This is a genomic window from Xanthomonas sp. NCPPB 3005 (assembly GCF_041228095.2).
Lineage (GTDB): Bacteria > Pseudomonadota > Gammaproteobacteria > Xanthomonadales > Xanthomonadaceae > Xanthomonas_A > Xanthomonas_A bonasiae.
This window is the reverse complement of the sequence record NZ_CP166096.2, coordinates 2,987,439-3,001,345: the sequence shown is the minus strand read 5'-3', so window position 1 is coordinate 3,001,345 and position 13,907 is coordinate 2,987,439. Positions and strand designations below refer to the sequence as shown.

Sequence of the window (13,907 nt, the reverse complement as noted above, 5' to 3'; positions counted from 1 at the left end):
GCCGGCTAGGCTATGCCGGCGCGGCCACGGCCGCGCCTCTTTCCCGATCCCGTTGGAACCGATGCGATGAACCGAGTGACCGCGCGCTGCGCCCTGTTGTTGATCCTGACCGTCCCCGCGTTCGCGCAGGCTTCCAGCTTCGCCGGCAGTTCCGCCGGTTCCGCTTCGGCCGGTTCCGCCGGCAGTTCCGCGTCTTCGGACAGCAGCTCCGGCGACGACAAGCTGGTGCTGCAGGCGCGCGACGACGCGGCCGGCTTCGTCGCCAGCGCCGGCCGCATCCGCGGCGTGCAGCTGGAGGCGGCGCTGCGCGTGCTGCGCGAGCGCAACCCGCAGGCGCAGCAGGCCAGCGACCTGCAACTGGCGCAGGCCATCCTGGCGCTGTGATGCCGCGCCGGCGGCTGCGCCGGCTGGCGTGGCTGGCGCTGCTTTGGCTGGCTTGCGCACTGCCTGCGCAGGCAGTGCGGTTGCAGGTCGATCCAAGCGGATTGAGCGCTTCCGAACGCGCGGCCAGCCAGGCCCTGCTCGACGCGACGCTGCCGACGCTGCCGCCGGCCTGGGCCGCGGCGATCGAGGCGCCGCTGACGCTGCAATGGCGCGACGACCTGCCCGAGCAGGTGCACGGCAGGGCGCAGGCGCGGCACCTGTTGTTGAACAAGGCCTTGCTGCGCGCGTGGCTGGCGCCGCCTGCCGCCGGTGCCGCCGACGGCGGCGCCGACCCGGCGAGGCGTCCGGCGGTCGCTGCGCTGCTGCACGAACTGGCGCATTTCTACGACCGCTCCGCGGCCGGCCGGCTGTCGTCGGATCCGCGCCTGCTGGATCTGGCCGGCTGGCAGGTCAGTCCGATGCGGCTGGGCCTGCGCATGGGCCGCAACGCCTTCAGCGAGCGCAGCCCGGACCGCTACGAACTGGCGTCGCCGACGGAATTCGTCGCGGTCAACCTGGAACATTTCCTGCTGGATCCCGACTACGCGTGCCGGCGCCCGGCGCTGGCACGGTATTTCGCGCAGCGCCTGGCCTGGTCGCCCCCGACAAGCGCCTGCGCGCCCGGCCTGGCCTATCTGCAGGATCCGCTGGCCGACGAGACGGCGCTGCTGCAACTGGATCCGGCGCGGGTCTACGCGATCGATTACCTATTGGCCGAGGGCAACGCGCAGCCGATGAGCCATTGGGGCCACAGCATGCTGCGGCTGGTGATCTGCGCGCCGGGGCGTGCGCCCGGTCCCGATTGCCGCCTGGACCTGGCGTATCACAAGGTGCTGTCGTTCCGCGCATTCGTCGACGACGTGCAGATCTCCAGCGTGCGCGGTCTGATCGGTTCGTATCCGTCGCGGCTGTTCGTGCTGCCGTTGCGCCAGGTGGTGGACGACTACACCCAGGTGCAGCTGCGCGGGCTGCAGTCGATTCCGCTGCGGCTGACCGCCGACGAGCGCGCGGCGTTGCTGGAGCGCGCCGCGCAGCTGCACTGGAGCTACGACGGGCGCTATTACTTTCTCAGCAACAACTGCGCGGTGGAAACCTACAAGCTGCTGCACGACGGCGTGCCGCGGCTGGCCGGCGCGCGCCTGGCCGGGATCAGCCCGACCGGCCTGCTGCGGCGCCTGGGCCGCGCCGGCATCGCCGACACCGCGGTGCTGGACGATGCCGAAGCCGCCGCACGCCAGGGCTACTATTTCGCGCCGGCAAGCGCGCACTACGCGGCGATGTTCGCGGTCGCGCGCGCGCAGCTGGCACTGCCGGTGCGCAGCGTGGAAACCTGGCTGGACCTGCCGGCGGCGCAGCGCGCGCCCTGGCTGCAGCGTGGCGACCTGCGTGCGAGCGCCGCACTGCTGCTGCTGGAGAACGCCGCGCGCCGGCGCCAGGAGCAGCGCGGCCGCGATGCGTTGAAGCGGCGTTATCTGGCCAGGGCGCATCTGCCTGCGTCGAAGATGGCCGATTCAGGCGCCGGCGCGGATGCCGGTGCCGGTGATGGTGCCGGTGATGGCACCACGGTCGCCGACGCGGCGGGTTCGCAGACCCGGGATGCCGCTGCCGCAGTTCGCGCGGTGCTGGCGCAGCAAGGCCTGTTGAGCCAACCGTCGACGCTGCTGCAGGGCCAGCCCGGTTATGGGTTGCCGCAGGCGCAGGAGCGCGCATGGCTGCAGCAGCAGGGGCAGGCGCGGATCGACGCGCTGCGCGGCGACGGCGCCGCGCTGCAGGCGCGCCTGCACGCCTTGCTGCCGCCACCGCTGCGCGCGGAACTGCGGCAGATCGATACGAATCTGGCGACAGTGGGCGCGCGGCTGCGCGATCTCAATCGCGAAGGCGGGGGGCTACAGTTGCTGTCGCCGTCGCTGCTGCAGCCTGCGGACACGAAATGATGGCGCTGGCAAGGTGGTCCGCGGCTGACGCGAGCCGCTTGTTGATCCGATTCCGATCACGACAGGGTTTGTCAGAGAGCGCCCCATAGCGTCTTGACGCCATCGGGCGCGAATGGATTTGCTGACACGGTGTGTCGCGGCTGAAGCCGCTCCTACAAGAGATTGCTGCCCCCCTGTAGGAGCGGCTTCAGCCGCGACAGGACCATCGGCGCAACTCGCCCAACCAGCCGCCATTACGGCAAATCGAGATCCACGTCTTCCCCGTAGCGACTCAACCAGGCGTCGCGCACAGGATCCTGCCGATACTGCGCCCGCAACCTGGTCCAGGTCGCCTCGTTGCCGTCGCAGTACTTCGCCATCGCCTTGTCCAGTTCGCGGCGCCGCGCGGCATCGTAGGGCTCCTCGCCGGCGAAGTGGTTGCAGACGTCCTGGCGCGCGACGAAGGTGCGGATCTCCTGCGGCAGCGCGCAGAAGCCGGCGTGGTGCTCGGGATCCACCTCCGCCGGGATCGTGCAGCCGGCCTTGGCCGGCGCCGCGACCGCAGGCTTGGCAGCAGCGGCCGCCGCCAGGCCCGGCAGGAGCATCAGCACGGCCAGCGCCATGCAGCGGCGCGGACGCACGGACTCAGTCCGCGCGACCGGCGAACTCGCCGGTGGTGGTGTTGACCAGCACGCGCTCGCCGTTGCCGATGTACTCCGGCACCATGATCTCCAGCCCGGTATTGAGCTTGGCCGGCTTCGGCCGCTTGGTCGCGGTGCCGCCTTTCAGCTCCGGCGGGGTTTCGATCACTTCCAGGGTCACGCTCTGCGGCAGTTGCACCGCCACCGGCTGGTCGTCGATGACCTGCACGTAGATGCCGGTCAGGCCTTCGGTGATGTAGCCGGCGTCGTCGCCGATCACGTCGGCATCGAGCGTGTACGGGGTGTAGTCCTCGTCGTCCAGGAACACGAACGCGTCGCCGTCCTTGTACGAGAACGTGGCCTGGTGGCGGGTCAGCTCGACCTCGCGCAGGTCGTCGTCGCCGTCGAAGCTGGCGTCGAGCTTGTTGCCGCCCGGCACGCTGTACATCACGAAGCGGAAGCGCACGTTGCCGCCGCGGCCCTGCGGCGAGCTGCGTTCGATGTCGCGGATCTGATAGACGCCGTTGTTGTACTCGACGACGTTGCCTTTCTTGATTTCGTTGGCTTTCATGGGGGCTGGGAGTCGGGAATGGGGAATCGGGAATGGGAAAATCAAAAGCGGGAGAGCGAGTATCCGGAGGAGGGGAGCGCTTTGCGATTCCCCATTCCCGATTCTCCATTCCCGGCTACTTGGGTGCCAACCGCACCGCGCCATCGAGGCGAATGACTTCGCCGTTGAGATAGCGGTTGCGCAGCAGGAACATCACCGTGTCGGCGAATTCCTCGGGGCGGCCGAGCCGCGGCGGGAACGGGATCGAGGCGGCCAGCGACTGCTGCACCGCCTCGGGCATGCCGTCCACCATCGGGGTCCAGAAGATGCCCGGGGCGATGGTGTTGACGCGGATGCCGAAGCGCGCCAGTTCGCGCGCCATCGGCAGGGTCATCGCCACCACGCCGCCCTTGGAGGCGGCATAGGCGGCCTGGCCGATCTGGCCTTCGTAGGCGGCGACGCTGGCGGTGTTGACGATCGCGCCGCGTTCGCCGTCCTCGCCCGGCGGGTTGTGCTGCATCAGATCGGCGGCGGCCTTGGCGACGTTGAAGCTGCCGACCAGGTTGACCATCACCGTGCCCTGGAACGTGGCCAGCGCCATCGGCGCCTCCTTGCCGAGCACGCGGCCGGCGCCGAGGATGCCGGCGCAGTTGATCGCGGCGTTGAGCCCGCCGAGGAAGTCGCGCGCCGCGCCGAGGTGCGCGGCCACCTGCGCCTCGTCGCTGACGTCGGTGCGGAAATAGCGCGCCTGCGCGGCGCCGAGCGCGGCGACCGCGGCCGCGCCCTTGTCGTCGTTGAGGTCGAACAGCGCGACCTTGCCGCCGTCGGCGACGATGCGTTGCGCGACCGCCAGGCCAAGGCCGGAAACGCCGCCGGTGACCACCGCGCGGATATCGGCAAGCTGCATGGATGTTCCCTCCCAGGAAAGCGCGCATTTTAGCCGACTCTCCGCTGCCGCTGCCGCTGCCCGGCTGGCGACGGCAAGCGCGTGAAAGCGCCTGCCAGGCCTGGCGGGCGCATCGTGCTTCGCGTTCGCTGCGTCTGCCTGCACGGCGGCGATTGCATGGAACACGGCGCACCCGCTTCGGCCGGTGCGCGCGAGGAGGACATGCGCCGCTGGTCGGCGCCCGTATCCGCGTCAGTGCCGTGCGCACCGGCCTGGACTGTCCTCGACCTGCACGCCCGGCAATGGCGTGGGCGTCGTTGCCGGCGCAGGATCGGTGGGCCTTGCCGGCGCGCCGATCCCGCCGCGCCGGTCGGCCGCGGTTACGCTGCCGCCAGCGCCTGGCCGACCTTGCTGCCGGTCGGCCTGCCGAGTTTCTGCGCCAGCCAGCGCCCGGTCGCGGCCAAGGCCGGCAGGTCGATGCCGGTGGCCACGCCGTTGCCGTGCAGCAGGTAGACCACGTCCTCGCTGGCCACGTTGCCGCTGGCGCCCCTGGCGTACGGACAGCCGCCGGCGCCGGACACCGCCGCATCGACCACGCGCACGCCTTCTTCCAGGCACGCGGCGATATTGGCCAGGGCCTGGCCGTAGGTGTCGTGGAAATGCACTGCCAGCGCCGGCATCGGCACCTCGGCGGCGACCGCGCGCAGCATCGCCCGCGCCTTGCCCGGGGTGCCGACGCCGATGGTGTCGCCCAGCGAGATCTCGTAGCAGCCCATCGCGTGCAGCTGCCGCGCCACCCGCACCACGTCGGCCAGCGGCACATCGCCCTGGTAGGGGCAGCCGAGCACGGTGGACACGTAGCCACGCACCTTGACCCCATCGGCGGCCGCGCGCGCCAGCACCGGCGCGAAGCGTGCCAACGATTCGTCGATGCCGGCATTGGTGTTGGTGCGGTTGAAGGTCTCCGAGGCGGCGGTGAACACCGCGACCTCGCGCACGCCGACCGCGGCCGCACGCTCGTAGCCCTGCAGGTTCGGCACCAGTACCGGATAGTCCACGCCCGGCGCCGGCACGATGCCGGTGTAGACCTCGGCCGCGTCGGCCAACTGCGGCACCCATTTCGGGCTGACGAAACTGGTCGCCTCGATGCTGCGCAGGCCGGTGCGCGACAGCTGCGCGATCAGCTCGATCTTGTCGGCGGTGGCGACCCAGGCCTTTTCGTTCTGCAGGCCGTCGCGCGGTCCCACTTCCACCAGGCGGACGAAGTCGCTCATCGGCGGCGCCTGCACTGGGGCGCGCAAGCGGGCGCGGTCGGCAGAGGCGGCGCGGGGCAGGGCGGAAACGGCGAAGTGGCGGTCACATGCAGTCCTTGAAGTGAACGGCTGCGCGCCGTTGCCGAGCGGCGCAGGCCGCAGCCTGCGCGAAGTGCGACCGCCATCAGAGGGCGCCGCTCAGGCGCTCGCCGGCCGCTGGCAGACGGCTTCGATGTTGTGTCCATCCGGATCCAGCAGGAAGGCGCCGTAGTAGTTGGGGTGGTAGTGCGGACGCAGGCCTGGGGCGCCGTTGTCGCGACCGCCGGCGGCCAGCCCGGCGCGATGGAAGGCATCCACCTGGGCGCGGTCGGCGGCGACGAAGGCCAGATGCAGCTGGCCGCCGGCGCCGGCGGCGCCATCGGTCAGCCAGACGCTGGGCTTGCCGTCGCGGCCGAAGCCGATGTGGCGGCGATCGCCGCTCTGTGCCGCGCTCACCTCCATCACGATGTCCAGCCCGAGCGTGGCCAGTGCGGCGCGATAGAAGGCGAGGCTGCGCTCCAGGTCGACGCAGCGCAGGCCGATGTGGTCGAACGGGCTCACCAGAATCCCAGCCAGTTCGGGTCGCGCTTGTCCAGGAACGCGCTCAGGCCTTCCTGGCCTTCGGCCGAGACCCGCAGCCGCGCGATCAGCGCGGCGTTGTCGCGGTCCAGCGTGGCGTTGTCGCCACCGGCGGCGACCCGGCGCACCAGCGCCTTGGCGCCGGCGGCGGCGAGCGGGCCGGCCTGGCCGAGCAGTTCCACCTGGCGCTGCACCGCCGCGTCCAGCGCGGTCGGCGCCACGGTCTGGTGCACCAGGCCGATCTGGGTAGCGGTCGCCGCATCGAACGCTTCGGCGCTGGCGAACCAGCGCCGCGCCTGGCGCGCGCCGATCGCGGCGATCACATACGGCGAGATCACCGCCGGCAACAGGCCCAGGCGGCTCTCGCTGAGCCCGAAGCGGGCATCGGTGGAGGCCACCGCGATGTCGCAGCAGGCGACCAGCCCGACCGCGCCGCCGAAGGTCGCGCCGTGCACCCGCGCCACGGTCGGCTTGGGCAGTTCGTCCAGGGTGCGCATCAGCTGCGCCAGCGCCAGCGCATCGGCCAGGTTGTCGGCCTCGCTGGCGCCGGCCATCGAACGCATCCACTGCAGGTCGGCGCCGGCCGAGAACGCGGCGCCGGCACCGGCCAGCACCACCACCTTGACCTTCGGATCGGCGCCGATCTGGTGCAGCGCTTCGGTCAGCTGCGCGATCAGCCCGGCGTCGAACGCGTTGCGCACCTCGGGTCGGTTCAGCCGCAGCGTCAGGACCTTGCCTGAGCGCTCCAGCAGCAATGCATCGCTCATCGGCAGTTCTCGTACGGAGGGATAACGGCAGCCATATGGGAATCATAGCGGGCCGCGCCGGCCGCGCCATCATGCGCTGCGACGGTGCTACAATTGATAACCATTCTTATTCGACGGAACGTTCCGTGACGTTGTCCGACATGCCGTTGCGCAGCACCGCCACCGTAGAGACCGTGCACGACCGACAGCCCAACGACGCCATCGCGCGCCGCCTGCGCGAGCTGGGGTTCGTCGCCGGCGAACAGGTGCAGGTGCTGGCCAGCGGTCCGGTCGGCGGCGAGCCGTTGCTGGTGCAGGTCGGCTATACCCGTTTCGCCCTGCGCCGCAGCGAAGCGGCGCGGGTGCAGGTCAGCGTCGGTGCCGCCGCCGAGGCGCAGTCATGAGCGCGGACGCCGTTCCGCTGCGCCTGGCCCTGGTCGGCAATCCGAACTGCGGCAAGACCGCGCTGTTCAACCAGCTCACCGGCAGCAAACAGAAGGTGGCCAACTACGCCGGCGTGACCGTCGAGCGCAAGGAAGGCCGCTTCCGCGCGCCGTCCGGGCGCGACTTCGCCGTGCTCGACCTGCCGGGCGCCTACAGCCTGCAGCCGGCCAGCCTGGACGAGGCGATCACCCGCGACCTGTGCCGCGGCTTCTATCCGGGCGAGCCGGCGCCGGACGTGCTGGTGTGCGTGGTCGATGCCACCAACCTGCGCCTGCACCTGCGGTTCGCGCTGGAGCTGCGCGAGCTGGGCAAGCCGATGCTGGTGGCGCTGAACATGGTCGATGCCGCGCAGCGCCGCGGCATCCAGATCGACCGCCAGGCGCTGGAAGACGCGCTCGGCGTGCCGGTGATCGAGACCGTGGCGGTGCGCCGCAATGGCGCCAGGGCGCTGGTCGAGCGGCTCGACGCGCTGGCTCCGGCGCTGCCGCCGGCGGTGGCGCCGGCCGAAGGGCAGGGCGACTACCACCAGCAGGTGCGGCGCATCCTCGCCGCCGCGGTGTCGATGCCGACCCGCACCTCGCGCATCGACGACGCGCTGGACCGCTGGCTGCTGCATCCGGTCGCCGGGCTGCTGACCCTGGCGGTGGTGATGTTCCTGATCTTCCAGGCGGTGTACGCCTGGGCGGCGCCGCTGATGGACTTGATCGACGGCGGCAGCAAGGCGCTCGGCGCCTGGGTCGGTGCGACGCTGCCGCCCGGTCCGCTCAACAGCCTGCTGGTCGACGGCATCATCGCCGGCCTCGGCGGGGTGGTGATCTTCCTGCCGCAGATCCTGATCCTGTTCGCCTTCATCCTGGCGCTGGAGGAATCCGGCTACCTGCCGCGCGCGGCGTTCCTGCTCGATCGCATGATGGCGGCGGCCGGATTGTCGGGGCGCTCGTTCATCCCGCTGCTGTCCAGCTTCGCCTGCGCGGTGCCCGGCATCATGTCCACGCGCAGCATCCAGGACCCGCGCGACCGCCTGGCCACGATTCTGGTCGCGCCGCTGATGACCTGCTCGGCGCGCTTGCCGGTGTACGCGCTGCTGATCGGCGCGTTCATCCCGCAGAAAAAAGTCTGGGGCGTGTTCAACCAGCAGGGCCTGGTGCTGTTCGGCCTGTATTTCGCCGCCATCGCCAGCGCGCTGGCGGTGTCGTGGACGATGAAGAAGTGGCGCCGCGACAAGGGCGAGCACCCGTTGCTGCTGGAGTTGCCGTCGTACCGCGTGCCGCACCTGCGCGACCTGGCGCTGGGCCTGTGGGAGCGCGCGGCGATCTTCCTCAAGCGCGTCGGCGGCATCATCCTGGCGCTGACCATCCTGCTGTGGTTCCTGCTGTCGTTCCCGGCCGCGCCGGCCAACGCCACGTTGCCGCCGATCGACTACAGCTTCGCCGGCCGCATCGGCCATGCGATGACCACGGTGTTCGCGCCGCTGGGCTTCAACTGGCAGATCTGCATCGCGCTGATCCCCGGTCTGGCCGCGCGCGAAGTGGCGGTGGCGTCGCTGGCGACGGTGTACGCGCTGTCGGCGGCCGACGACGATGCCGCCGCGCAGGCGTTGTCGCCGCTGATCAGCGACGGCTGGTCGCTGGCCACCGCGCTGTCGCTGCTGGTCTGGTACATCTACGCGCCGATGTGCATTTCCACCCTGGCCACGATCAAGCGCGAGACCAACTCGTGGAAGCAGATGAGCTTCGCCGCGTTCTACCTGTTCGCGCTGGCGTATCTGGCCTCGCTGGTCACCTACCAGGTCGCGGCGGCACTGGGAGCCGGCTGAGATGAGCGCTTCGCTGCTGTTGCAGTACTTGGTGATCGCACTGGCGGTCCTGCTCAGCACCTGGGTGGTGCTGAAGAAGCAGTTTCCCGGCACCGCACGCAAGCTGCGCGGGGCCATCGCCGTGCGCCTGCTCAAGCCGGGTCGCGCATCCTGGTTGCAGGCCATTGGCCGCAGGATCGCGCCTGCGGCCACCGCCGGTGCCGGTGCGTGCGGCGGCTGCGACAGCTGCGGCCCGGCGCCGCCGCGCCGGCATTGAACTGGCAGCGGCGGGCGGCAACGATGCGCCGACACCGGCTGCCATGAGCGATCTGCCGCTGCCCATGCCGCTGGCGGCCGCCTTCTTCGGCCTGGATCTGCAGGCGCTCGCGCCGCCGCAGCGCGACGCATTGCGTCACGCCGATGCCGATTTCCGCGCCGTCGCGGCTGGCCGCGTGCCGCTGCACGCGCGCATCGATCCCGAAGCGCCATTGCCGGCCGACGGCGGCACCCGCTATTACCGGGGGCAGGGCTATCGGTTGACCGTGCTGCGCCGCCTGTCCTCCATCGGTGCGCAGACCACGATCGCCTACGGCCCGATCCTGCAGTTGGACGAGGCGCTGTTCGCGGCGGCGGCCGCACTTCCCGCCATCTCGGATGTGCGTCTGTATACGCCTGCCGCGCTGGGGTAATTGTCGGGCGCCGCAACACAGGCTTGATGCCGGCACCCGCGGACCGTTGTTCGGCGGCCGTCATAGCGGCGGCTGCGACTGCTGCGGCCTGTCACCGTCGCGGCGGCATCGACGTTGCCGGCAGGCGAATGGCGGAGGCGACACTTGCTGCCGTGAGGCTGCGCCATCGGGCTGTGCCTGCGGCGATGGCTGTTGCCGACATCGCGTTGCGCTCAAAAAAGCCTGCCCGCATCCGCGCGCACGCGACCGGTTCGCGTAGCGGTCGCGCCGCAGCGTCTTGGCTGCACGATGCGCTCTGCGCTGGCGCTGCGTTGAAGCGCTACTGCCATGCCTGCGTGATAAGCAACGTAGAAGGCTCAGAGGCGATCTTGCGGGAAGGTGGGGCAGCGGTCGCTGCCAGCGCAAGCGCGGGGCCGGCCGACCGGATTTTCAAATTAGTTCAATATTATAATATTAATACAATTTGATTTTCTGCATCCAGTTAATTTTGCGTGCCACCAATATGTAGCATTGCCTGGATAGGCTGCGCACCGTCACTCCAACTGGAATTCCTTGGTAAATGTCGATCGAAATACTCCGCACGCCATGCGGAGGTTTTCGCTGCGTTTTCCAGGGTGGTCGTGTGTGACGCAGTGGCGCTATTTGTCTACATCTTGGGCTGGCTTATTTATTAGGGAGAGTGGTATGTCGAAATTGAAAGTAAGGGTCGTCTTGTTTTCGTTGGTCCTATTCTTATTCAGTGGCGTCGCCGCTGCAGATCCGTCTACGCAATTGAGAACCACCTTCGGCGGCTGGGTCGGCAAGCAGCAGCGTTCCGAATATATCGACGGATCGGACTGGCATTACTGCTTCAGCAACCAGGGCGGTTCCTGCGGTTCGGTGGCGCTGACCACGGGCCACAGCTCTTGCGTGACCCGTGGATTCAATATCGGTATCAAATGGGCGGTTCCCACCCGGGTCGGTTCGATGGAAATCAACGGCGGTTACAACAACTCTTGGTCGGCGTGCAATGTCCGTTCGGAAACCGTGACCTGTTCGCCGAAACCGGGCTGGAAGGGCCGCGCTGCGATCCTCTTCAGCGAGCGTGTCGGCACGGTCAACGTGGTCGGTGGCGATCCGGATTATTACGTCACGTTGCGGTCGTCCTGTCCGGCAGGCTGGAAGTCGAACTGGGAGGGTGGCTCCGGTTGGTCCTGTCGCTACGACGGCGGCACCTATTCCCGACAGGGTTATCTGCCGGAATGGCGCGGCAGCACCTGCGACTACGAGCGCATCTAAGCGCGCCTCGCGATGGCGGAAGCTCCCCGTGCTTGCGCGTCAGCGCAGGTACGGGGTCGTGCCGGTGTTCTTCCAGACCTGTGACAATCCAATGAAAATAATGAAGAGTCCTGTACGTCGCGGCTACCTGCCGCTGGCGATCGTCGGCGGTTTGTTCGCCTTTACCGCGGTGTACTTCTACCAGCATGCGCACGCGGACCTGCCTGGCGCGGAAGGCGAGATCGCCGCGCCGGCAGGCTCCTCCGGCCAGGTTCGCCTCGGCATGGCCATCGATGCGGCCAATCCTCATCGCTCCGCGCAAGCCGCGATCGAAGATGCGCCAATGCGAGACGGCGCCGCCGACGCGGCAACGCCGTTCGACGCCGGCGAGGTCCAGCGCCGTCTGCGCGAGTTCTTTGCCCGGGTGAACGCCAACCCGCCGCCGTCGCGCGCCGAGCGGGACGCGTTCGCGGCGCGGTTGCTGGCGTCGGTCGACGGCAGCGCCGAGGCGAGACAGGCGGTGGCCGAGGCCTACCGGGCCATGCCGGCAAGCCAGGCGATGGAACGCGACATGTTGCGCGGCATGCTGGTGCCCTCGCCGCAGGGACGCGCGCTGGTACTCGACGAGGCCAACCAGATCTGGGCCGGCAAGGACAAGGGACTCTACGCAGAAATGTACGAGACCTATTTCAACCTGCCTGGCCAGGCAACGCGGGAGGTCTATGCCGATGCCCTGGCGACCCTGGACGCGCGCGGTACCGATCAGCGCACCGCGGTGGCCGCGCTGAACTTCATCGGCACCATCGAGAACGACGTCTCGCCCGGTGCCGACGCGCTCAAGCGCAGCGCGGTGGCGCAGATGGACTCGCTGGCCTCGGGCGATGGCGACGCCTTGGTGCGCGCCCTGGCGGTGCAGAAGATCTACCGCCTCTCCGCTCCGGACGAAGCTGCGGATGTGGCGGTGAACTACATCGCACGTGGCGCCACCAGCCCCTTGGTGATGACCACGCTCGATGCCGTCGCCAGCGGCGACGTGCAACTGAGCCCGACCCTCAGGTCCACGCTCGCCAGCGCGGTTGCGCGCCCCTCGGCGTCCAGTGCCGAGCGCCAGCGGTTCGGGCAGGTGGTCGGAGCGGGTCGATAGCCGGCCACCAGGTCTGCGCGGCCAGCGAGGACACGGCGCCCGTGTCGGGCCAGCTGGCGTCCGCCGGCCGGCGCAGCGAACTCTGCCGCTGCAGCCACCCCGTCCGCAGCATCGAGATCGCGCCGGACCAGCGCTCGGCGCTGGTCGAGGCGCGCCACCCTGGGCGCTCCGTTCCTGCGGACCGCCACGCCTAGCCACGCCACGATCGTGCGTCGACGTTGCCGGACCCATGCCTGTGCCAGCGCAGGCACGACCTGGGTCGGCCCGGTCCATCGCCGACCGGCGCTGTCGCTTGCGCTGCGCTGCACAGTGGAGCGCGGCCATGCTGCCGCTATGCTAGTGGCCATGACGACCTCCTTCCAGTTCTCCCGCCGTGCGCAGGCGCTGACCAGTTCGGCGATCCGCGAAATCCTCAAGGTCACCGAACGCCCGGAGGTGATCTCGTTCGCCGGCGGGCTGCCGTCGCCGGACACGTTCCCGGTGGCGCGCATGCAGTACGCCTGCGACAAGGTGCTGCGCGAGGCGCCGCAGGCGGCACTGCAATACGGCCCGACCGAAGGCTATCTGCCCTTGCGCGAATGGGTGGCGGCGCGGGTGAGCCGCGACGGCGCCAGCATCCGTCCCAGCCAGGTGCTGATCACCACCGGATCGCAGCAGGGCCTGGACCTGCTCGGCAAGGTGTTCATCGACGAAGGCAGCAAGGTGCTGGTGGAGACGCCGAGCTATCTCGGTGCGCTGCAGGCGTTCTCGCTGTTCCAGCCGGCGTTCGCGGCGATGCAGTCCGACGACGACGGGCTGGTGGTGGATGCGCTGGACGACGCGCAACTGGCCGGCGCGCGCTTCATGTACTGCCTGCCGAACTTCCAGAACCCGACCGGGCGGCGCCTGCCGCTGCACCGGCGCCAGGCGCTGGTCGCGCGCGCGGCCGCCGCCGGCGTGCCCATCGTCGAGGACGACCCCTACGGCGAGCTGTGCTACAGCGGCGACACGCTGCCGAGCCTGCTGTCGATGAATCCGGACGGGGCCATCTACATGGGCTCGTTCTCCAAGGTGCTGGCGCCGGGCCTGCGCCTGGGGTTCGTGGTCGCGCCGGAAGCGGTGCACGCCAAGCTGGTGCAGGCCAAGCAGGCGGCGGACCTGCACACGCCCTCGTTCAGCCAGCGCATCGTCTACGAGGCGGTGCAGGACGGCTTCCTGGATGCGCACATCCCCGGTATCCGCAGCCTGTACGCGAGCCGCTGCCAGCAGATGCTGGCGGCGCTGGAGAAGTACTTCCCGTCGCAGGTGCGCTGGAACCGTCCCGCCGGCGGCATGTTCATCTGGGTCGAACTGCCGGCAGGCATGGACGGCGGCGCGCTGCTGGCCAAGGCGATCGAGCGCAACGTCGCCTTCGTGCCGGGCGCGCCGTTCTACGCGGTCGAACCGCAGCGCAATACCCTGCGCCTGTCGTTCGTGACCGTGCCGGAAGAGCGCATCGAGCGCGGCGTGCGCATCCTCGGCGAACTGCTGCAGGCCGAGATCGCCGCGCATCGCAGCGCGGCGGCCTGA

15 protein-coding genes are annotated in these 13,907 nt (G+C 69.7%); 9 read left to right on the top strand and 6 right to left on the bottom strand.

From position 1 onward, the window contains the following. The first annotated feature begins 66 nt into the window (after window positions 1–66). Both AB8810_RS12940 and AB8810_RS12935 read left to right on the top strand, forming a co-directional pair. Entirely contained in the window at window positions 67–384 is a 318-nt protein-coding gene (locus tag AB8810_RS12940) for a DUF2388 domain-containing protein (protein ID WP_179564365.1), read from the top strand. Next, window positions 384–2,357, top strand: coding sequence for a DUF4105 domain-containing protein (locus AB8810_RS12935; RefSeq protein ID WP_369913840.1), 1,974 nt, complete (start codon window positions 384–386; stop codon window positions 2,355–2,357). The genes AB8810_RS12940 and AB8810_RS12935 overlap by 1 nt, the downstream gene beginning before the upstream one ends. A gap of 233 nt (window positions 2,358–2,590) precedes the next feature. Here AB8810_RS12935 and AB8810_RS12930 read toward each other — a convergent pair whose 3' ends face one another. From AB8810_RS12930 to AB8810_RS12905, 6 genes are all read right to left on the bottom strand, one after another. Next, window positions 2,591–2,977 (bottom strand): hypothetical protein, encoded by a 387-nt coding sequence (locus AB8810_RS12930; RefSeq protein WP_369913839.1) that lies wholly within the window; start codon window positions 2,975–2,977, stop codon window positions 2,591–2,593. Window positions 2,978–2,981: 4 nt separating this feature from the next. Beyond that, on the bottom strand, window positions 2,982–3,548 hold the full coding sequence (gene yeiP / locus AB8810_RS12925) for an elongation factor P-like protein YeiP (RefSeq protein ID WP_179564371.1): 567 nt from the start codon (window positions 3,546–3,548) through the stop codon (window positions 2,982–2,984). 115 nt (window positions 3,549–3,663) lie between these two features. After that, complete coding sequence (locus AB8810_RS12920; RefSeq protein ID WP_179564373.1) at window positions 3,664–4,434, bottom strand: SDR family oxidoreductase; 771 nt, start codon at window positions 4,432–4,434, stop codon at window positions 3,664–3,666. Between the two features lie 359 nt (window positions 4,435–4,793). After that, window positions 4,794–5,687 carry a hydroxymethylglutaryl-CoA lyase gene (locus AB8810_RS12915; RefSeq protein ID WP_369913838.1) on the bottom strand — a complete coding sequence of 298 codons (894 nt, stop codon included), beginning with the start codon at window positions 5,685–5,687 and terminating at the stop codon, window positions 4,794–4,796. A 177-nt stretch (window positions 5,688–5,864) separates the two neighbouring features. Then, window positions 5,865–6,266, bottom strand: a complete 402-nt coding sequence (locus AB8810_RS12910; RefSeq protein WP_191826728.1) for a VOC family protein — start codon at window positions 6,264–6,266, stop codon at window positions 5,865–5,867. After that, entirely contained in the window at window positions 6,263–7,051 is a 789-nt protein-coding gene (locus AB8810_RS12905) for an enoyl-CoA hydratase-related protein (protein ID WP_206259207.1), read from the bottom strand. Before AB8810_RS12905 ends, AB8810_RS12910 begins: the two co-directional genes overlap by 4 nt. Window positions 7,052–7,176: 125 nt before the next feature. Here AB8810_RS12905 and AB8810_RS12900 point away from each other — a divergent pair, with 125 nt between their 5' ends. The 7 genes from AB8810_RS12900 to AB8810_RS12870 all read left to right on the top strand — a co-directional run bounded on the left by AB8810_RS12900 (window position 7,177) and on the right by AB8810_RS12870 (window position 13,907). Beyond that, a complete protein-coding gene (locus tag AB8810_RS12900) occupies window positions 7,177–7,434 on the top strand; it encodes a FeoA family protein (RefSeq protein ID WP_139117945.1) in 258 nt (85 codons plus the stop codon). Beyond that, a complete protein-coding gene (locus tag AB8810_RS12895; RefSeq protein ID WP_179564381.1) occupies window positions 7,431–9,290 on the top strand; it encodes a ferrous iron transporter B in 1,860 nt (619 codons plus the stop codon). The genes AB8810_RS12900 and AB8810_RS12895 overlap by 4 nt, the downstream gene beginning before the upstream one ends. A gap of 1 nt (window position 9,291) precedes the next feature. Continuing rightward, complete coding sequence (locus tag AB8810_RS12890; protein WP_369913837.1) at window positions 9,292–9,546, top strand: DUF6587 family protein; 255 nt, start codon at window positions 9,292–9,294, stop codon at window positions 9,544–9,546. A gap of 43 nt (window positions 9,547–9,589) precedes the next feature. Then, a complete protein-coding gene (locus AB8810_RS12885; protein ID WP_369913836.1) occupies window positions 9,590–9,958 on the top strand; it encodes a hypothetical protein in 369 nt (122 codons plus the stop codon). A gap of 684 nt (window positions 9,959–10,642) precedes the next feature. Further along, window positions 10,643–11,236: a hypothetical protein gene (locus AB8810_RS12880; RefSeq protein ID WP_206229088.1), complete on the top strand. Its 594-nt coding sequence runs from the start codon at window positions 10,643–10,645 to the stop codon at window positions 11,234–11,236. 58 nt (window positions 11,237–11,294) lie between these two features. Then, window positions 11,295–12,359, top strand: coding sequence for a hypothetical protein (locus AB8810_RS12875; protein WP_369913835.1), 1,065 nt, complete (start codon window positions 11,295–11,297; stop codon window positions 12,357–12,359). 345 nt (window positions 12,360–12,704) lie between these two features. Beyond that, entirely contained in the window at window positions 12,705–13,907 is a 1,203-nt protein-coding gene (locus tag AB8810_RS12870; protein WP_369913834.1) for a PLP-dependent aminotransferase family protein, read from the top strand.

Coding starts and splice junctions, on each gene's coding strand:
- AB8810_RS12940 (WP_179564365.1), top strand. CDS start 67: ATGAACCGAGTGACCGCGCGCTGCGCCCTGTTGTTGATCCTGACCGTC.
- AB8810_RS12935 (WP_369913840.1), top strand. CDS start 384: ATGCCGCGCCGGCGGCTGCGCCGGCTGGCGTGGCTGGCGCTGCTTTGG.
- yeiP (WP_179564371.1), bottom strand. CDS start 3,548: ATGAAAGCCAACGAAATCAAGAAAGGCAACGTCGTCGAGTACAACAAC.
- AB8810_RS12920 (WP_179564373.1), bottom strand. CDS start 4,434: ATGCAGCTTGCCGATATCCGCGCGGTGGTCACCGGCGGCGTTTCCGGC.
- AB8810_RS12915 (WP_369913838.1), bottom strand. CDS start 5,687: ATGAGCGACTTCGTCCGCCTGGTGGAAGTGGGACCGCGCGACGGCCTG.
- AB8810_RS12905 (WP_206259207.1), bottom strand. CDS start 7,051: ATGAGCGATGCATTGCTGCTGGAGCGCTCAGGCAAGGTCCTGACGCTG.
- AB8810_RS12895 (WP_179564381.1), top strand. CDS start 7,431: ATGAGCGCGGACGCCGTTCCGCTGCGCCTGGCCCTGGTCGGCAATCCG.
- AB8810_RS12890 (WP_369913837.1), top strand. CDS start 9,292: ATGAGCGCTTCGCTGCTGTTGCAGTACTTGGTGATCGCACTGGCGGTC.
- AB8810_RS12885 (WP_369913836.1), top strand. CDS start 9,590: ATGAGCGATCTGCCGCTGCCCATGCCGCTGGCGGCCGCCTTCTTCGGC.
- AB8810_RS12880 (WP_206229088.1), top strand. CDS start 10,643: ATGTCGAAATTGAAAGTAAGGGTCGTCTTGTTTTCGTTGGTCCTATTC.
- AB8810_RS12870 (WP_369913834.1), top strand. CDS start 12,705: ATGACGACCTCCTTCCAGTTCTCCCGCCGTGCGCAGGCGCTGACCAGT.